This window comes from Nostoc sp. UCD121 (assembly GCF_014222285.1).
Taxonomy (GTDB): Bacteria; Cyanobacteriota; Cyanobacteriia; order Cyanobacteriales; family Nostocaceae; genus Nostoc.
In genome coordinates this window covers 1-19,372 of sequence record NZ_JACKZS010000150.1, presented here as the reverse complement: position 1 = coordinate 19,372, position 19,372 = coordinate 1, and the positions used below count along the sequence as shown (strand labels likewise).

At 42.5% G+C, this 19,372-nt stretch carries 17 protein-coding genes; 9 read left to right on the top strand and 8 right to left on the bottom strand.

What is annotated here, in order from left to right; genetic code table 11:
* Nucleotides 1–77 precede the first annotated feature (77 nt).
* Nucleotides 78–1,295, top strand: coding sequence for a M20 family metallopeptidase (locus tag GNF10_RS25470; protein ID WP_185580326.1), 1,218 nt, complete (start codon nt 78–80; stop codon nt 1,293–1,295).
* A 71-nt stretch (nt 1,296–1,366) separates the two neighbouring features.
* Here the strand turns inward: GNF10_RS25470 and GNF10_RS25465 are convergent, their stop codons facing one another.
* Complete coding sequence (locus tag GNF10_RS25465) at nt 1,367–1,543, bottom strand: hypothetical protein (RefSeq protein ID WP_185580327.1); 177 nt, start codon at nt 1,541–1,543, stop codon at nt 1,367–1,369.
* A gap of 179 nt (nt 1,544–1,722) precedes the next feature.
* Nucleotides 1,723–1,914: a hypothetical protein gene (locus GNF10_RS25460; RefSeq protein WP_185580325.1), complete on the bottom strand. Its 192-nt coding sequence runs from the start codon at nt 1,912–1,914 to the stop codon at nt 1,723–1,725.
* A 259-nt stretch (nt 1,915–2,173) separates the two neighbouring features.
* Here GNF10_RS25460 and GNF10_RS25455 point away from each other — a divergent pair, with 259 nt between their 5' ends.
* Genes GNF10_RS25455 through GNF10_RS25445 form a run of 3 tightly spaced genes read left to right on the top strand, consistent with a single transcriptional unit; the run spans nt 2,174 to nt 4,664 of the window.
* Nucleotides 2,174–3,493: an acetyl ornithine aminotransferase family protein gene (locus GNF10_RS25455; RefSeq protein ID WP_185580324.1), complete on the top strand. Its 1,320-nt coding sequence runs from the start codon at nt 2,174–2,176 to the stop codon at nt 3,491–3,493.
* Nucleotides 3,494–3,545: 52 nt separating this feature from the next.
* The gene (locus GNF10_RS25450) at nt 3,546–4,460 is read left to right on the top strand and encodes a DUF1338 domain-containing protein (protein WP_185580323.1); all 915 of its coding nucleotides are present in this window, start codon (nt 3,546–3,548) and stop codon (nt 4,458–4,460) included.
* A gap of 30 nt (nt 4,461–4,490) precedes the next feature.
* Complete coding sequence (locus GNF10_RS25445; protein ID WP_185580322.1) at nt 4,491–4,664, top strand: hypothetical protein; 174 nt, start codon at nt 4,491–4,493, stop codon at nt 4,662–4,664.
* Here GNF10_RS25445 and GNF10_RS25440 read toward each other — a convergent pair.
* A complete protein-coding gene (locus tag GNF10_RS25440) occupies nt 4,661–5,770 on the bottom strand; it encodes an S-(hydroxymethyl)glutathione dehydrogenase/class III alcohol dehydrogenase (protein ID WP_185580321.1) in 1,110 nt (369 codons plus the stop codon). The two genes, GNF10_RS25445 and GNF10_RS25440, sit on opposite strands and share 4 nt — an antisense overlap.
* Before the next feature lie 581 nt (nt 5,771–6,351).
* Here GNF10_RS25440 and GNF10_RS25435 point away from each other — a divergent pair.
* The 3 genes from GNF10_RS25435 (at nt 6,352) to GNF10_RS25425 (ending at nt 11,181) form a co-directional block, all read left to right on the top strand.
* Entirely contained in the window at nt 6,352–7,635 is a 1,284-nt protein-coding gene (locus GNF10_RS25435) for a valine--pyruvate transaminase (RefSeq protein ID WP_185580320.1), read from the top strand.
* Nucleotides 7,636–7,755: 120 nt separating this feature from the next.
* Nucleotides 7,756–8,463: a ribosome maturation factor RimM gene (gene rimM, locus GNF10_RS25430; RefSeq protein WP_185580319.1), complete on the top strand. Its 708-nt coding sequence runs from the start codon at nt 7,756–7,758 to the stop codon at nt 8,461–8,463.
* Between the two features lie 336 nt (nt 8,464–8,799).
* Nucleotides 8,800–11,181 carry a phosphoketolase gene (locus GNF10_RS25425; protein WP_185580318.1) on the top strand — a complete coding sequence of 794 codons (2,382 nt, stop codon included), beginning with the start codon at nt 8,800–8,802 and terminating at the stop codon, nt 11,179–11,181.
* A 323-nt stretch (nt 11,182–11,504) separates the two neighbouring features.
* Here GNF10_RS25425 and GNF10_RS25420 read toward each other — a convergent pair whose 3' ends face one another.
* Entirely contained in the window at nt 11,505–12,185 is a 681-nt protein-coding gene (locus tag GNF10_RS25420) for an SDR family oxidoreductase (RefSeq protein ID WP_185580317.1), read from the bottom strand.
* Nucleotides 12,186–12,304: 119 nt separating this feature from the next.
* On the opposite strand from GNF10_RS25420, the gene GNF10_RS25415 reads away from it, so the two are divergent.
* A complete protein-coding gene (locus tag GNF10_RS25415; protein ID WP_185580316.1) occupies nt 12,305–12,448 on the top strand; it encodes a hypothetical protein in 144 nt (47 codons plus the stop codon).
* A gap of 76 nt (nt 12,449–12,524) precedes the next feature.
* Here the strand turns inward: GNF10_RS25415 and GNF10_RS25410 are convergent, their stop codons facing one another.
* The 4 genes from GNF10_RS25410 to GNF10_RS25395 form a co-directional block, all read right to left on the bottom strand.
* Nucleotides 12,525–13,904, bottom strand: a complete 1,380-nt coding sequence (locus tag GNF10_RS25410; protein WP_185580315.1) for an HlyD family efflux transporter periplasmic adaptor subunit — start codon at nt 13,902–13,904, stop codon at nt 12,525–12,527.
* Between the two features lie 69 nt (nt 13,905–13,973).
* A complete protein-coding gene (locus tag GNF10_RS25405) occupies nt 13,974–16,160 on the bottom strand; it encodes a peptidase domain-containing ABC transporter (RefSeq protein WP_185580314.1) in 2,187 nt (728 codons plus the stop codon).
* Between the two features lie 698 nt (nt 16,161–16,858).
* Nucleotides 16,859–17,104 (bottom strand): hypothetical protein, encoded by a 246-nt coding sequence (locus tag GNF10_RS25400; protein ID WP_185580313.1) that lies wholly within the window; start codon nt 17,102–17,104, stop codon nt 16,859–16,861.
* 199 nt (nt 17,105–17,303) lie between these two features.
* Nucleotides 17,304–17,666 (bottom strand): hypothetical protein, encoded by a 363-nt coding sequence (locus tag GNF10_RS25395; RefSeq protein ID WP_185580312.1) that lies wholly within the window; start codon nt 17,664–17,666, stop codon nt 17,304–17,306.
* A gap of 754 nt (nt 17,667–18,420) precedes the next feature.
* Here GNF10_RS25395 and GNF10_RS25390 point away from each other — a divergent pair.
* Nucleotides 18,421–19,372, top strand: a 952-nt coding sequence (locus GNF10_RS25390) for a DUF1565 domain-containing protein (RefSeq protein WP_185607259.1), incomplete at its 3' end; no start/stop codon positions are given.

The window sequence follows — 19,372 nt, the reverse complement described above, 5'->3', positions numbered from 1 at the left end:
GCCCCATACCCCATGCCCCATGCCCGATTTATTACGATAGACTAAGTTAGCTGTACTTAAACTAGCTTGTCTTCATAATGGTTTCTACATTTCCCAATCCCTCTTCTATTGATCTATCTCGCATCCGGTTGGCAATTCGTTCATTGCAACCGCAATTAGTAGAGTGGCGGCGGCGATTGCATCAACAACCAGAGTTGGGTTTTCAAGAAAAACTGACGGCTGAGTTCGTATCACAAAAGCTGCAAGAGTGGGGAATTGAGCATCAAACTGGCATTGCACACACTGGCATTGTTGCCACGATTAAGGGTAACAAATTAGGTGCAGAGAAAGTTTTAGCGATTCGGGCAGATATGGATGCTTTGCCAATCCAAGAACTTAACGAAGTGCCCTATAAATCGCAGCATGATGGAGTGATGCACGCTTGTGGACATGATGGACATACTGCGATCGCATTAGGTACAGCTTATTATCTGCACCAGCATCGCCAAGACTTCTCAGGTATAGTAAAAATTATCTTTCAGCCAGCCGAAGAATCACCAGGAGGCGCAAAGCCGATGATTGAAGCTGGAGTTTTGAAAAATCCTGATGTTGACGCGATTATTGGTTTGCACTTGTGGAATAATTTACCCTTGGGAACAGTGGGTGTGCGGGCTGGGGCGTTGATGGCAGCTGTGGAGTGTTTTAACTGCACAATTTTGGGCAAAGGTGGACACGGCGCACTACCCCATCAAACTGTTGACTCTGTTGTAGTTGCTGCCCAAATTGTAAATGCCTTGCAAACCATTGTCGCCCGGAATGTGAATCCCATTGATTCGGCTGTGGTAACAGTGGGCGAACTTCATGCTGGAACCAAGCGGAATGTGATTGCTGATACAGCGAGAATGAGTGCTACTATCAGGTATTTTAATCCTAGTTTGAAAGGCTTTTTTAACCAGCGCGTCGAGCAGATTATTGCTGGAATTTGTCAAAGTCATGGTGCGAGTTATGACTTAGAATACTGGGCACTTTATCCACCAGTAATTAATGATATTAAAATGGCAGAATTGGTGCGAACTGTAGCAGAAGAAGTAGTAGAAACCCCGTTGGGTATTGTGCCAGAATGTCAAACTATGGCTGCTGAAGATATGTCATTTTTCTTGCAAGAGGTTCCTGGCTGCTATTTCTTTTTAGGTTCTGCAAATTCAGAGAAAGATTTGGCGTATCCTCATCATCATCCCCGGTTTGATTTTGACGAAACCGCCTTAGGAATGGGTGTGGAGATATTTGTGAGATGCGTGGAAAAGTTTTTTAGTTGAGTCTATGGAAATTAGATGTTTTTAATTCAATACAATTCAGATAAGACCAAAACACTTGTAGAGACGGCAATTTATCGCGTCTCTAAAGACCAATTATCTACACTAATAACCCTTAACTGAGTTTGAAATTCTAAATGTAAAATCCGATTTTCTGTTTGTAAAAATGTAACGGAATCTGCTCGAATTGGTTCGATGCTTAATTCAGTTTTTAATACTTTAATTTTTTGCGGTTCATCAGGTAGCAGCACCCAAGTATTTTTCTATTTTGTAGTTACCGTTGTATATTAACTTTCCATCTTGCCAGAACATACGCCCAGATTTATTAATGGCTAATGTTGATGGTGACACGCTTTTTGTGAGTTATCGTGGTTGGCGTTGCTGAATAAGCTCACGCAGAGGCGCAGAGAGTAAAATTGAAGTCTTCTGGCTACTGCTGAACTAACGGAGTCGCAAAAGCTACTAATGTGACTTGAAAACTAGCTTTTGGAGTCGCAAAAGCTACTAATGCGACTTGAAAACTAACTTTTGGAGTCGCAAAAGTTACTAATGCGACTTGAAAACTAACTTTTGGAGTCGCAAAAGCTACTAATGCGACTTGAAAACTAACTTTTGGAGTCACAAAAGTTACTAATACCGCTGCTGTTCTAACTATTGTGTAGGCGTAGCTGGCCGTTATTACCTAATTTTGTGGTTAAGTGGGGACGCGATCGCAAAAGTTGTGTTATAAAAACGGGCAAAGTCTTACAAAATACAAAAATATTTACTATGAAGCTTTTTCGGTAAATGCGTAATTTCTACATCAATGGCATCAAATGCTACTGTCACTAATCAATCTTTAGCGTTTAATCATCAGTAATCTTTAAAAAATTGAAAAGATAATGTTAAGTATCCCTATTAACTTAAATTTACCTCGTACACCCAATTTAATAACTTCCTTACCTGGGCCTCGCGCTCAAGCAATTGTACAACGCGATCGCGCCGTCACTTCTCCTTCTTACACCCGCGATTACCCGTTAGTTGTATCTCGCGGACAGGGCTGTATGGTAGAAGATGTGGATGGTAATGTATTTCTGGATATGACCGCAGGTATAGCCGTTACCGCCACCGGACACGCCCACCCGGAAGTTGTCAAAGCAATTCAAGAACAGTCCGAACGTCTGCTGCACATGTCAGGGACGGATTTTTATTATGAGCCGATGGTGGAACTAGCGGAACAATTAGCAATTCGCGCCCCTTTTCCTCAGCCACATAGTAATATTGGGTTCCCCGCAAAAGTATTTTTTACCAATTCCGGGGCAGAATCGAACGAAGGAGCGATCAAACTAGCTCGATATTACACCAAGCGATCGCTAATTGTGGCATTCTTAGGCGCATTTCACGGACGCACTTATGGGGCAATGTCTCTCACGGGTTCTAAAGCAGTGCAACGAGCAAATTTTGGCCCTTTAGTTCCTGGGGTGACACATATCCCCTACGGCACTCACGCCAGCTTAGACTACCTGGAACAACAGCTATTTGGAACAATTTTACCACCGCAAGAAGTAGCCGCGATCGTAGTTGAGCCGATTCAAGGAGAGGGTGGATATATCGTACCAGAGGATGGTTTTTTAAAACGGATTCGGGATATTTGCGATCGCCACGGTATTCTGATGGTGGTGGATGAAGTGCAAGCGGGAATGGGGCGGACTGGTCGCTTATTTGCGATCGAGCATTGGGGTGTGATGCCTGATATTATTACCACTGCCAAAGGTATCGCCAGTGGTTTGCCATTAGGAGCGATACTTGCCAGACCAGAGTTAATGACTTGGCCTCCAGGTTCTCACGCTACCACATTTGGCGGTAATCCCGTAGCTTGTGCTGCTGGTATTGCCACGTTGCGATTGTTAGAAAGTAGTTTGATGGCAAACGCTACCCAGATGGGAGAATTCTTACAAGCTAGTCTTACCGAGTTGCATCAAAGATTTCCCAGAGTATCGCCGCCACGAGGTAAAGGTTTGATGGTAGCCGTGGATTTATTGGATGAACAGGGTAATCTTGATCATAAATTGCGCGATCGCATTATTCAAGAAGCTTTTTTACGCGGTTTATTATTACTAGGTTGCGGTAAAGCAGCAATTCGTTTCTGTCCCCCTCTAGTTATCGACAGCGACCAAATTCAAATCGCCCTTCAGATTATCAGCAACATTCTAACTTCTTAAAAAATGACAAATAACAAATGACCAATGACCAATGACAAATAACAAATGACAAATGACAAATAAAATAGCCTTAAATTTATGGAAATTACTTTGGCAAGAATACAGCGCCAGAGTAAATCATGCCCGTACTTACCAGCAAATGATAACTACTGCGGGTGGGACTGTTGCCAACGACCACATCGCCTTTCGGTCTTTGCGTTTATTAGTAGATAGTCCGCAGGGTCAAGTTAATTTAGGAATTGACTATCTCGCACAATTTGCAGAAGCTTTGGGTTACGTGGCGGCTGGAGAGTATAATTTTGCTCAAACTCATCTATATGCCCGGCATTATCATCATCCGCAGCAAGAGGAATTTAACTTACCCAAACTCTTTATCAGCGAGTTAATTGTTGATGAATTGCCTACTAATATTGCTCAACTCATATCTAAAACAGTATCTGCAATCCCACACCAACTAGCCTCACCCGTTACTCTTCTCAAAAAAGACGCGGAGATTGAAACCATTGCCAAACAACTTCAGCAAGTCTTCACCCGTCCTTGGCTACCTCCCAGGCGTTCTGTTGTCGAACAGGTAAATCAGGCTACTCAGTATGGTGCTTGGGTGTTGCTGCACGGATATGGTGTCAACCATTTTACAGGCTACGTCAACAGACAGAACACCCCAGAATATCCAGACATTGATACTACTGCGAGTGGTTTAGCTCATCTGGGTGTACCAATGAAAGCAGAGATAGAGGGAAATGTTGCCTGTGGTTTGCGACAAACTGCAACTCAAGCTGTAACAGAAATGGTGACAGTGCTAGATGATAACAGTGGCGCAGAAATTCAGATCCCTTGGACTTACGCTTATTATGAAATAGCCCAGCGTTATCTAGTCGAAATCGAGCCTGGAAAGCAGGTACTTTTTGATGCTTTTTTAGGAAGTAATGCCCAGCAATTGTTTGAAATGACTCGTCTATCTAAATAAACCTCATCTAATTTATGTAGGTTGGGTGGAGTGAAACGCAACCCAACATTACCACCAAATTTTATGTTGGGTTACGCTAACGCTGCACCCAACCTACAAAACTGTCTGCGTAAGTATCAGGTACAAATTACGAATTACGAACTTGTACTGAGCGTAGCCGTTGGCGCAGCCTCTCGCAGAGAAGTATTACGAATTACGAATTAGAAAGTCACCACACTCCGAATTGATTCACCTTTGTGCATCAATTCAAAAGCATCATTAATTTGTTCAATCGGCATCACATGGGTAATTAAATCATCAATATTTATTTTGCCTTGCATATACCAATCAACAATTTTCGGCACATCTGTACGTCCTCTCGCACCTCCGAATGCTGAACCTTTCCAAACGCGCCCAGTTACTAATTGAAAAGGACGAGTGCTGATTTCTTGTCCAGCACCAGCAACCCCAATAATCACGCTGACACCCCAACCTTTATGGCAGCATTCTAATGCTTGACGCATAATTTTGACATTACCGATACATTCAAAACTGTAATCAGCACCGCCTTTTGTTAAGTCAACCAGATAGGGAACTAAATCACCCTCTACTTCCTGGGGATTGACAAAGTGCGTCATCCCAAACTTTTCTGCCAAGGCGCGTTTGCTGGGATTAATATCCACCCCGACAATCATATTCGCCCCTACCATTCGCGCTCCCTGGATGACATTTAAGCCAATACCACCCAAGCCGAAAACCACTACATTTGCTCCTGGTTCCACTTTGGCAGTATTGATAACTGCGCCAATACCAGTAGTAACACCACAGCCAATGTAACAAACCTTTTCAAATGGGGCATCTTCACGAATTTTTGCCAGGGCGATTTCCGGCAGCACCGTATAGTTGGCAAAAGTGGATGTACCCATATAATGATGAATCATCTGCCCGTCGATGCTAAAGCGACTTGTGCCATCGGGCATGACACCACGTCCTTGAGTTAAGCGAATGGCTTGACAGAGATTAGTTTTGAAGCTCAGACAATATTCGCACTGGCGGCATTCGGGAGTATATAGGGGAATAACATGATCCCCTGGTTTGAGACTGGTGACACCAGCGCCTACTTCCACTACCACACCAGCACCTTCATGCCCCAAAATAGCCGGAAACAAACCTTCGGGATCGTCACCAGATAGGGTAAAAGCGTCGGTATGGCAAATCCCACTGGCTTTTATCTCAACTAACACTTCGCCAGCTTGTGGCCCCGATAGTTGAACGGTTTCAATCGTTAACGGCTTACCTGCGCTGTAAGCCACTGCGGCTTTAACTTGCAACCTCAGCCCCTCCTATATATAGTTAATAGTTATTTGACGTTCTCCACCGTGGTTCAAGACGGGAATTTTTTTACAAAAAAGGCAGGAGTTAGGAGGCAGAAGGCAGGAGGTTAGGAGTATCAATTGAAACTAAAGTTTCAGGCTCTTTTGCCCAGTTCATAAAAAGAATTATACCGAGACGCGCAGCGCGTTAGCGTAACGGCACGTTCACGGTAGCGTCTCGCAGAGAAGTGCGGTATAAAGCGTCCTTACTTCAATCCCACATTTTTAAACGTGGGTTCCTCCTGCCTCCTGCCTTCGACCTCCTGCCTTCTGAATTTTAGGACTTACGCAAAACTACACGCGGTAAGGCAATACCCTGCGGGTACTCCGTTGGAGAACCGGCTATATGAATTACCCTATCGGAAAATAAAAGTTTAGGCTATTTTTTGTGTAAGTCCTGACTTTGTTAAAATATCATTCTCTCGCTAGATTGGTTAAGGCGGCGACAGCTGTTTTGGCAACGATGTAAACTAGATGTCAGCAGCAACCCCCAAATAATTTGTTCACCTCTCGATTAATACATTATTTTGTCACAGCTTATGAACCCTGCCCTAACTCAAATTGGCGCTCAAATGTCCAACCTGACTGGCGTAAGAGCAATCATGAAGGATATTATCGAGACATTAAGAGGGGGTGCAGGGCAGCAATTTATTAATTTGAGTGCTGGTAATCCGTTGATTTTGCCAGAAGTAGAGCAGTTATGGCGGGATTGTACTGCACAGCTTTTGGCTAGTCCAGAATATGGTGAGGTAGTTTGTCGTTACGGTTCAAGTCAGGGCTATGCACCATTAATTCAAGCGATCGCAAACGACTTTAATAAACGCTACGGGTTAAACTTAAGCGATCGCAATATCCTGATCACCCCTGGTAGTCAAAGCCTCTACTTCTACGCAGTTAATAGCTTTGGTGGCTACACCTCTAGCGGCGAGTTAAAACAAATCGTTTTACCCCTGAGTCCTGATTACACAGGTTACGGTGGTATCTGCTTAGTTCCAAAAGCCTTAACTGCTTACAAACCAACTCTTGATATTGATGCAGCCGCCCACCGATTTAAATATCGCCCCGACTTCAGCCAACTGTCGATTACAGAAAATACCGGTTGTGTCCTCTTTTCTCGCCCCTGTAATCCCACTGGTAATGTCCTTACTGATGAGGAGGTGAAGAAAATTGCTGCCCTAGCTGCGCCTTATAATCTGCCTGTGTTAATTGACTCGGCTTATGCGCCTCCCTTTCCAGCATTGAACTTTACCGAAATGACACCAGTGTTTGGTGATAATATCTTGCACTGCATGAGTTTATCGAAAGCGGGATTACCAGGAGAAAGGATTGGTATTGCCATTGGGGATGAAAAGTGGATTGAAGTGCTGGAGTGTTTTCAAGCAAATATGAGCCTTCATTCTTCACGTTACGGCCAAGCGATCGCAGCTTATGCAATCAGTTCTGGTGCTTTAGTAGAAATTTCTCACACTGTCATCCGTCCTTTTTACCAAAATAAATTTACCGTTTTAGAAACCAGCTTAGAAGAAGCGATGCCCAAGAATTTACCTTGGTTCCTCCATCGCGGTGAAGGAGCAATTTTTGCTTGGTTGTGGTTACAGGATTTACCCATGAGTGACTGGGAATTTTACCAGCTAGTTAAGCAAGTAGGTGTGATTATTGTCCCAGGAAGCACCTTTTTTCCTGGTTTAGAGGAAGAGTGGGCGCACAAGCACCAATGTTTCCGTATCAGCCTCACAGGTACAGATGAAGAGATAGCCATTGCTATGCAACGTTTAGCAAAAGTGGCTGAAGAAGCTTATAAAGGTGCGGCGGTGACTGCCTAGTACCGCAAGGCGGAATTAAAAATAAAAAATTAAAAGTTAAAAATGAATACAGCGTAAGCATTTCATTGATTTGGATGGGTGGTTTATTTCCGCCGTGTTGTACTAGTAGGAAAAATGGAAATGAAACACGAAGAAGCTAATAAAGAGATTGCGGGCAGAGGGGCACAGAGGCAGAGGGGCAAGAAAGTAGGAGGAAATTCAAAAATTCAAAATGTTCAATCTCCAGCCCCTAATCCCCATCCCGTAGTTCCCAATACCCAATCCCCAGTTCCTAATCTCGACAATTGGTTAGAAATTGGTAAGATTGTTTCCCCTCAAGGATTGTCTGGAGAATTAAAGGTTTATCCTGTATCTGACTTTCCCGAAAGATTTGAAGTACCGGGAAAACGTTGGTTGTTGCGTTTAGATGGCACAGAACCACAACCAATTGAATTATTAACAGGACGTTGTATTAGTAACAAAAACTTGTATGTAATCAAATTAGCTGGTGTGGAAACTTGCGATCAGGCAGAGGCGTTGCGTGGTTGTAAACTAATGGTGCCAGTGAGCGATCGCCCCCAATTAGCCGAAGATGAATATCATGTCCTCGATTTGATTGGCGTGGAAGTCTTCATGCAAGCATCTGGCGAACTCGTTGGTACGGTGGTAGACATCATCCCCGCCGGCAATGATTTGTTAGAAATAAAGTTCCATGAATCCTTTGCTACTGGCAAAAAGCAAAAGACTGTTTTGATTCCATTCGTGGAAGCGATCGCACCAGTCGTAGACTTGAAATCTAATCGGATTGAAATTACGCCACCGCCTGGGTTATTGGAAATAAATAATTAGGTAATTAATTAACTGCTCAACAGATTTTTCAAGTGGATAATATTTCATAATTCGTAATTCGTAAGGAAGCTCGTTCTTCTCTATAAGACGATGCGCTAAAGAGATTCGTAATTTATACGCTCTTACTGTACGCATTCTGTTTTGCTTTTTAATATTGTCATAATTCGTAATTCATAATTCATAATTCATCACCTCTCCATCCTGTGCCAAGAGTGAAGGAATCTTGTAGCAAAGGCTGGAAAAATTCATCATGGGTTAGATGGCCATCATCTTGAAAATAAGTAAAATTACATAGTGATGAAGCCGTCAAAATCCTTTTTGTAATGGAGTGTCGAAATGACATTAGCAACGACTCCACAAACAAAGCCTTTAACAGAAGAAGAATTACGTAAGATAAACGCCTACTGGCGTGCTGCTAACTATCTTTCCGTTGGGCAGATATATCTACTCGACAATCCGCTACTGAGAGAACCGCTAAAGCTGGAACACGTCAAACCCAGACTGTTGGGTCACTGGGGAACAACGCCAGGGCTGAACTTGATATATGCTCACCTGAATCGGGTCATCAAAAAATATGACCTAAACACGATTTATATTGCTGGCCCTGGTCATGGAGGCCCTGGACTGGTAGCCAATACCTACCTAGAAGGCACTTACACTGAGTATTATCACAATATCTCCCAAGATGCTGAAGGAATCCAGAAACTCTTCAAACAATTTTCTTTCCCCGGTGGTATTCCCAGTCACGTAGCACCGGAAACTCCTGGTTCGATTCACGAAGGTGGGGAATTAGGTTATGCCCTCGTCCACGCTTATGGTGCTGCCTTTGATAACCCTGACTTAATTGTTGCTGCTGTTGTCGGTGACGGTGAAGCCGAAACAGGTGCTTTAGCAACTAGCTGGCATTCCAACAAGTTTCTTAACCCCGTGCATGATGGGGCTGTATTGCCGATCCTCCACTTGAATGGGTATAAAATTGCTAACCCAACAGTATTGGCACGGATCAGCCATGAGGAATTAGAAAGCTTATTTGTCGGCTATGGCTACAAGCCCTATTTTGTCGAAGGTGACGATCCCGCAGATGTCCACCAGCAGATGGCGGCGACTCTAGATATAGCGATCGCGGAAATTCAAAGTATCCAAAGAGAAGCCCGTGTACATGGTTTCACTAAACGTCCCCAATGGCCAATGATTGTCATGAGAACCCCCAAAGGGTGGACAGGGCCAAAAGAAGTGGATGGCAAAAAAACAGAAGGTTCTTGGCGATCGCACCAAGTTCCCTTTGGCAACATCGCCAAACAGCCAGACCACCTGAAACTCCTAGAAGATTGGATGAAGAGTTACAACCCAGAAGAACTCTTCGACGCTAACGGCACACTGATTCCAGAACTAGCAGAATTAGCTCCCAAAGGTCATCGACGTATGGGTGACAATCCCCACGCTAACGGCGGTCTTTTGCTACGCGACCTGAAAATGCCCGACTTTCAAAAGTATGCTGTAGATGTTCTCAAACCAGGGCAAGCGATCGCTGAAGCTACCCAAGTTGCAGGCATTTTCCTCCGGGATATCATGCAACTTAACCAAGAAAGCCGCAACTTCCGCATCGTCGGCCCCGACGAAACAGTATCGAATCGCTTAGGCGCTGTGCTAGAAGTCACAGACCGGGATTGGGCAGCCCAGATCCTCCCCGAAGATGACCACCTTTCCCCCGATGGTCGGGTGATGGAAATTCTCAGCGAAACTAATTGTCAAGGATGGTTAGAAGGCTACCTCCTCACAGGACGGCACGGGTTTTTCTCTTGCTATGAGGCATTTATCCACATCATTGACTCAATGTTCAATCAGCACGCCAAATGGCTGAAAACGACTAGACATATTCCCTGGCGTAAACCGATTGCTTCCCTCAATTATCTACTCACCTCCCACGTTTGGCGGCAAGACCATAACGGCTTCTCCCACCAAGATCCCGGTTTTATTGACCATGTAATCAACAAAAAAGCAGAAATCGTTCGCGTGTATTTGCCGCCCGATGCTAACACTCTGCTATCGGTAACTGACCACTGTTTAAGAAGCCGCAACTATGTCAACGTCATCGTTGCCGGCAAGCAACCAGCATTGCAATACCTAAATATGGATGCTGCTATCAAGCACTGCACCAAAGGCATCGGTATTTGGGAATGGGCAAGCAACGACAAAGACAGTGATCCAGATGTAGTAATGGCTTGTGCTGGGGATATTCCCACCTTAGAAACCTTAGCGGCTGTGGATATTTTGCGCCAGCACTTCCCTGAGTTAAAGGTGCGCGTAGTGAACGTAGTCGATTTGATGACATTACAGCCAAAAAGCGAACATCCCCACGGTTTGAGGGAAAAGGACTTTGAAACAATTTTTACCACAAACAAACCGATTATCTTTGCATTTCATGGCTATCCTTGGCTGATTCATCGCCTAACCTATCGCCAGCCCAACCATGATAATTTGCATGTGCGTGGCTATAAGGAAGAAGGAACCACCACCACTCCCTTTGATATGGTTGTGCTTAACGATCTAGATCGCTTCCATCTAGTAATGGATGTAATTGATCGCGTACCAAAACTAGGATATAGGGCAGCTTATGTCAAACAGCAGTTGCAAGATAAACTGATCGAACACAAACATTACATTGAGAAGTACGGCGACGATATGCCGGAAATTCGTGATTGGAAGTGGCCGTATTAAAAGGAAATTAGGGTAGAGAGGCAGAGGGGAAACTCTTCTCCCTGCTTCTCCCTTTTTTAGGACTTACTGGAAGAAATTGGTACTGAATTACAATTTTCTTAAAATACCATTTAATCTAGCGTTGTAAGTTGTAAACTTCACAACTTTTGGATATAAAACCACCTTTTGTCATATTGGGACTAGTTACTGGCTTATCTCAAGTTGCCATCAGTTGCTTTTAAAAGAACAGTTGCACTTGGCTGCTTGTTTGTAAAAGTTAGCCTGCTGCAACCACACAACAACCCTTACTGTGGTTAATGTAGCGTGAGTTCGTCGAACTCACGTTAATGTACAGTCAAAGGAATCCCGTTATCTTTGGGTTTCAACTTGAGAATAAATGGCACAGCTTTCAATACCCAATCGGACACGGGTGTATAATTAGCAGCTTCTTCTCCAAAGCTAATAGAGAGCATATCAGTATGAATAATCCCTGGATTGAGGGGTATAGCTGCCATACCAGTCGGCAATTCTTGTGCCAAAGAACGAGTTAATCCTTCTATTGCCCACTTGGAAGCACAGTATGGTGCGACTTGGGCTGAAGTCGAACGTCCCCAGCCAGAACTAAAGTTAACAATAATACCCCGTTTGTTTTTCACCATTGCTGGTACGAAATGGCGAATTATATTCACTACTCCTTTAATATTGATATCTATTAGATCAGAAAATTCTTCGGATGGTATTTCCCACAAAGGTGCTGGGTAATTAGTAACTGCTGCATTATTAATCACTATATCTGGCGGTTCATATTTGTTCAATACATCTAGTGCCCATTTTTCTACTTGCTGTTCATTTGCCACGTCTACAGATGTGAAATCGTTGGGCGCGCTAAACTTCTGACTTATTTTCTGGATAGCATCTGATGAACGAGCGCAACCAATAACAGTATGTCCCTCTTGAATAAAACGCTCGGTCATCGCATAACCTAGACCTTTGCTTATGCCTGTAATTAAGATGATCTTAGTCATATTTTTCTGCTATTTAACGTATTATTAGCAAACTTTTCGTGGGTAGCTATTTTTACCAAATGCCCTGCATATTGTAAATCAATCACAAATGGACTCTCGACCCTACTGCCAGTATCATTATGCAAATTGCAGCCGCACGTCAACAAGAAGCAAGTGCGATCGCTGCTTCTAACACTTGGGTAAAACAACTTGCTGAAATTCGTCAAGATTTTGAGTCAACTCTCCTCTACATTACCAAAGCGACAGAAAGTACAGTGATTTAAAAAAGCAAGCAAAACATCTAAGTAAGTCGGTGGAAATATTACGTAAGTCCTGAAATTGTAATTATTTCATTTAGCATTATACATCTGCAATTAATCTCGCTTTTCTCAAGAAAAATTGCAGTACTGTTTCTTCACGAGAAATAATATCTACTCTACCTTCCATTCCCAACTGAATGGGACACAGATTTTTACCTTTACCTAAAAACAGACTTTCCGGCTCAATAGTTACCTGATAAAAAGCACCTGAGATAGCCGCTTTCGGAGTAGTATTGGGATAAGAAGGAGATCCATTTGTGCTATTTGTTGGGGGAGTCATAGCATCTGGAGAAATCGCCTCTACCTTACCGTTGAGAGTACCATAATCTGGGTAGGGACAAGCACTAACCCGCATTTGAACTTGTTGACCAATTTTGAGCTTACTTTTATCTTCAGATGCCACTACTGCCTTGACAATCTGCTTTGCATGACTGGGGACAATCTGCAAGACTTCTTCGCCAGGACGCACGGTTTGACCGGGGTTACGCAAGTTTATCTGAGAAATAATACCATCAGCAGTAGCAGTGATAGTGGTGTGATTAAGTTCATTTTCCACTTGCTGTAGTTCTCTAGTATCACGCTCTAACTGTTTTTCTACTTCAATCTGTTGCTTGATCATTCCTTGCCGTTCTTTTTCTAAAACGGCTTTGTGACTTTCACCTGCGTATTTTTCTTGGGCTATTCGCTCAGTAGCAATTTCTACTTCTGCATGACTGGGATTTAAGGCTGCTTCTACACGTTGCTTTTTAGCGATCGCAGCAAATACTGCTTGTTCTTGTTGTTTTGTAGCTAACTGTGCTTCCTCTAATTTATCCCTAGACAATGCTTCCGCTACACTCTCATATCGCTTTTGCTTTAACTTCGCTGCATTCAAAGCTGCCCTAGTAGAATGGAGATTAGCTTGAGCTTCTTGGAATTCAGCCACAGCGCTAATTTTTTTATCCTGATATTGGCGCTGGCGATCGCTTAATGTCGCCTCGCTAGCAGTCATAATCCGGTTAAATTTAGCAGTTTCGGCGCGAGTTTGCCTGTTAAAAGTGTGAATTTGAGCCTTGATTTGCACTAGCTGCAACTTCGCTTGCTCAATATTAGTTTGCAGTTGGCTTTTTTTCGTTTGTAAGCGGGAGTCGTCAATAATGGCGATCGCATCTCCGGCTTTGACAACTTGATTTTCTTTGACATGAATCTGCATAACTTGGCCTTCAGTTGCCGCCTGCACAATTCGCACTTCTCCAGATGGACGGACAACTGCCTGCCCTTTCACTGTCACCTTATATTTTGTGACTGTGGCAACGGGAATCGCTAATCCCAAAACGCAGAGAACAAATAGCCCACCAAAGGTAATCCAACGACTAATTGGTGGGAGAAATTCATCTGTTTGAATTGGTTGTAAAAAGTCTGTGTTGTGAACGTTAACCATAGTTAGACACTTCAAAATTGAAAAATAGGTGAAGATATTAGCCAATACAGTTCAGTTAAGCCAAAATCCTCATGTAGAGAAGCGATTTATCGCGTCTGAAATACTCAAAATTACATCATCTAAAAAGTCTAAATGCTCTCCATTAATTTGTCGCAAATCTTCTACTGTCCCTTCAATTTTTAACCGTCCTTGTTCTAGAAAAATAATCCAATCTGCACGCTGGATAACTCTAGGCCGATGACTAATCAAAATAGTAGTTTTACCCTGGCGATACTCTAAAAGCCTATCTAGTATTTGTGCTTCACTCACTGGATCGAGGGCGCTGGTAGACTCATCTAAAATTAAAATAGGTGGGTTAGTAACTATGGCTCTAGCTATAGCTAATCTTTGCTTTTGTCCACCAGAAAGATTAGCCCCAAATTCTCCTAAGACAGTTTGGTATTTATCAGGTAGTTCCCTGATAAATTCGTCTGCACCAGTAATTTGACAGGCGATAATAATATCTCTAAAACTAAGGTGAGGATAACTAAATTGGAAATTATCCAGAATAGACCGACTCCAAAAATGGGCTTCTTGTGGTATTAAAACCACCTGTTGCCGCAAACATTCCAAAGAGATATCTTGCTGGTTATAAAAGCCATAGCGAATATTTCCTGATTGAATTGTATATAAACCAGGAATCAATTTTGCTAGGGTACTTTTACCACAGCCAGATTTACCAATTAGAGCAATTGCTTTTCCGCCAGGAATAGTTACAGAAAAATCTTGCAGTAAATCAACTTTCCCTGTGTGGTGAAAATTAATTTCCGTGCAGACGATATCTGCATTAGCAGGAATTTCTACCCATTGCTTTTTAACATCATTTTCATCTTCTGGAGTAGCATCAATAACTTCTGTCAGACGTTGAATAACTATTTGGGAGGTGATAAACTCATCTACTAAATCGATGGCAGAACTCAAAAATCCGAGAAAATTGCTACTCATGCCGTTATAGGCAATCAATTGTCCAATTGTCAAAGTCCGATTAATTACTAAATAGCTACCAATCCAGAGAATACCAATATTAATAAATGTCGAAAAAACACTTGTAACTGTGCTGCTGTAAAGTCCTAACTGCATGGTACTCCAGCCCAAGTTAGCCAGACGACCAAAATTTCCTTGATATTCTTCCCAGGCTTGGGGTGTAGCTTGGGTAGTTTTTAAGACTTGTACTCCCCGAAATGTTTCTACCAAAAAACCTTGGTTTTCTGTACCAGAAACAATCATATTGCGGGTTTTTTGGCGCAGTGCTGGTAAGAAAAGTAAGTTAACAGCCGTGATTATGAGAAATGCAACTATAGAAGCTAGAGTTAACTCCCAAGTGTAAAAGAGCATAAAGCCCAAGGAGACTACAGCAATAAAAAATTGACTGGGTAATCCGAGAACAATCTGGGAAACTAAGTTATTGATAGCGTGAACATCTGCAATGCGGCTGACAACTTCCCCACTGCGTCGTCCTTCAAAATAAGATAGGGGTAAATGTAAGAGTTTGCGCCCGTATTCTAGAATTAGTCCTAATTGCAATCTTTGGCTGAAATAACCGATCAGGTGCGATTGTACTAAACTAATGGCGCTTCTAATTAAATTCAGAGTGATTACGCCAATAGCGACGGTGGTTAATAGTTGAGTATCTCCTCGGACTAAGACATCATCGGTGAGTAGTTGCATCATAAAGGGAGATGCAAGGGAAAGTAGACCGATCGCAATGTTGAGGGAAATTGCTTGGGCGATAATAAAGCGATATGGATAAACCCGTTGCAAATAACGCCCAAAACCGCCAATTTTATCTGATTCTTGTTGATAAAAGCGGCTTTCATCGGGAAGGAGTAGCAGCATCACCCCATTATTCCAACCTTTAATTAACTCCTCGTGAGTCAGGTAACGGATACCAACACCAGGATCGCCAATGACATATTTATTGCCTTTCTGACCGTATAATACTACCCAGTGGTAGCCTTTCCAGTGAATAATCGCAGGTAAAGGAGCTTGATCTAATTGGTTGATGAGTTGGGGAGTGGCTTTAACTTGTCTACTATGGAATCCCAAGGCTTCTGCACCTCGCCTTAATCCCAATAGAGTAGTTCCTCTCGCCCCAGTACCAACAGCTTCCCGCACCCGGTTGAGGGTAAATGTGCGTCCGTAGTGTTGGGAAATCGTAGCTAAAGAGGCTGCACCACAATCTTCTTCACTGTGTTGAAGGACAATTTTGTATTTCATTTTCAAGCGTAATCTTTGGGGCGAAAATACAGTGAAAGAAGTTGACTATATTGAATGAGGATTTACGCAGAAAATTTTTATTGACCGTGGAAAAAGAGGTTAAGAGCGATCGCAATCATCGAACTCTTAAGGTAAGGGCAGGTTTAGCAAATCAGTTATTACTAAAATCAACAATTGATTTATAAAACCCACCCATACAAAGGTTTTACGTTTATTCAGCAAGCCCTACTTAGAGGATATTTAAAAAGTCCTATTGTTGGTAGCAAAACGTTCTAGATCAACCTAAATTCCCCTTAAAAAGGGGGGCTTTAATTCCGGTTCCCCCTTGGAAAGGCTACGGTGTACACACAAGTCTTATAAAGTTGTCTAACAGTGTTTTGATCCCCCCTAACCCCCCTTAAAAAGGGGGGAAATTTCTTCAAGTCCCCCTTTTTAAGGGGGATTTAGGGGGATCAGATGATTTGTGTGTACACGGTAGCTTTTTAAGGGGAGTGGGCGCAGTCTTCTCCCAAGGGGAGAGGCTAGCGCCTTCTCTAAGAGAGGCTTCCGCCAACGCGGAGCGTCTCGTAGAGAAGGGGTCTCCCCAAATGGAGCGACTGGCGTGGGTTAGGGGGGATCAACAACTGCCTAGAATCACAGCTAACTACTTTTCAAACAACCTCTTAACAGTAACGATTTCTGTTTCCGTTTATTCTGTCCTAGCCAAATGCAAAATTAGCCTGTTGGAGAATTCCTCCAGATGTTTTTGGCTTATCGTCTTCCACTTCATTTGGGTCTATTTCTATGTCATCCCCTTCAAAAGCAGATATTTCTTTATTGAACAAATTGCCAGATTGACCACCAGAAATTATTTCTGCCGCTTGTTCATGAATTTCTTCCACCAAAGCAATATTTTCTAAAATACTTTGGTTGTTTAACAAGGTTGGTTTGATGGTAATAGCCATTTAAGTTTCTCCTGAAATTGTGTATAGTTCATCGATAGCCAATTCAACAGTTATTGAGAATGCAGAGATTAACCTAGCGAAAATATGTAACCCATTAGGATAGCTGATGCCTGGGCAACTGGGTTGCTCCTAAGACTAACTCCTCACGAAAAAACTTTTTTGCAAATCCTAAATAACCTGAACAGCCAGATTACATTACTCAGACCAGATAGAGATCAATATCATTGGGATTACTAGTCTTATCATTGGGTCGAAATTCATATCTTGTAGAATCGTTTAGGTTATATGATCTCAGTACTACTCTTGTGTCTCGAATATCTCTATCAAATCTAATTTTCCCACCAAGATTGGTACTTATTCTCTGTTCTTGACCGGGTTTTATTACAGATTGTACGCCATCCACTGTGTAATAAATCCGGTTCTGTGTTCCATTTCTAATGGAGAATTTCTCAGAACCACCAGAAATTATTTCCCCAGCTTGTTCGTCAAGTTCTTCAACTAAACCAAAACTTTCCAAAATGCTTTGGTTATTTAACTGGGCTGTTTCCACTGTCATAGCCATGTGATTTTCTCCTAAAAATGGTGTTTAGGAAATACGCTCAATATTTCTAAATGCCGATAGCTTAGGCGTTGCGGAGAAATAATATGTAAATCTCACCTATACAGCATTTCCCCTTAATGTCATAGAAAACTACCAGTTCCCACACAGTAGTCTTTCTTGCAGAGTAGACATAAAGGCAAACAACAAAAGTCATCTCTCTTAAGAATGAGAATAGTTAACTTTTTCGCGCCAGGATTTATTTCGAAAGGAGGATGATGAACTCGCTTATTCATACTATATAAGGAAAATAGAATTTGTAAATACGAATTAAACAAATTTTATTTTTTCTTTTGCTTTTCACAGAATCGGAAAAACTCCTCTATAAACATTTCCCCTACCTAGCAGAAACGCATCTAATTTGTTTTGACAAAATACAAATTAAATAGAGAAATAAGGGAAGTATTAGTAGGTTGATATCAATGCAATAGATAAAAGAAGGTTTGATGGTAAATGCGTTTCTATTAAGATTAGATAAGCTTATTGCCGCTCAATCTTGAGTGCTGGGTTGAGCGTGTAATAGATTCTCGTTCCCTAAAAGAGGTATTGCAGATTATCCTTCTTTAATAGCTTTCGCGTGAATAAAAACTTATGCAAAAGCTTTTGCATAAATTTTTAACTTTGCAGTGAGAACTACTTTAAGTTACTTAACGCATCAAACGCTACCCACTTTCATGGTTAGCGCTAGGATAGCTATGTATTTTCTCAAAGTATAAATATGGCTCAACTTCTTTACGTAAATTCAGTAGCAGGCAGTGATACCAACCCAGGCAGCCAACAAGCCCCGTTCAAAACTATTACCCAAGCCCTCAAGGTAGCTACTGTTGATACCAAGATTCAACTGGCAGATGGTAATTACAATGCTGCTAGCGGTGAAGTCTTTCCGCTAACGGTTCCATCTGGCGTGACAGTGGTGGGTAATGAAACAAACACTGGCAAGGGCATTTTGATTGAAGGCAGTGGTACTTACTTGAGCCGTACTTTCGCTGCTCAGAATGTCACATTTGTGTTGCTGGATAAAGCCGAACTCAGGGGGGTCACTGTAACAAATCTGGCTAGCCGTGGTAGTGGTGTCTGGATCGAATCAACTGCTCCTACTGTTGCTAATAACACTTTCACCAACTGTAAGCGGGAAGGAGTATTTGCTACAGGTGAGGCTAACCCAATTATTTTAAGTAATTTGTTCAGTGAGAATGCAGCCAATGGAATTGCGATCGCTAAAAATTCCAAAGGTCAAATTCAAGGTAATACCTGCGTCAAAACAGGTTTTGGTATCGCTATTAGTGATACTGCATCACCCATCCTTCGAGATAACAAAATTTACGAAAACCGTTCTGGGATTGTCATCTCTGGTAGTGCCCGTCCTCTATTACGTAACAATGTCAGTGAAAATAACACTGATGATGGTATTACAGTAATTGGAACTGCCCTACCGGATATCGGCAGTATCAATAACTTAGGAGGTAATACTTTACGCAATAACGGTAAATTTGATTTGCAAAATGCCAGTTCCAACAAGCTGGTTTCTATAGGAAATAAAATAGATGCGTCTAAAGTCGCCGGAAGTATAGAGTTTGCAGATAGTTCGGTTCCCACGCCGACACCAACGCCAACCCCAATCCCAACCCCAATCCCAACCCCAACACCAATCCCAACACCAATCCCAACAC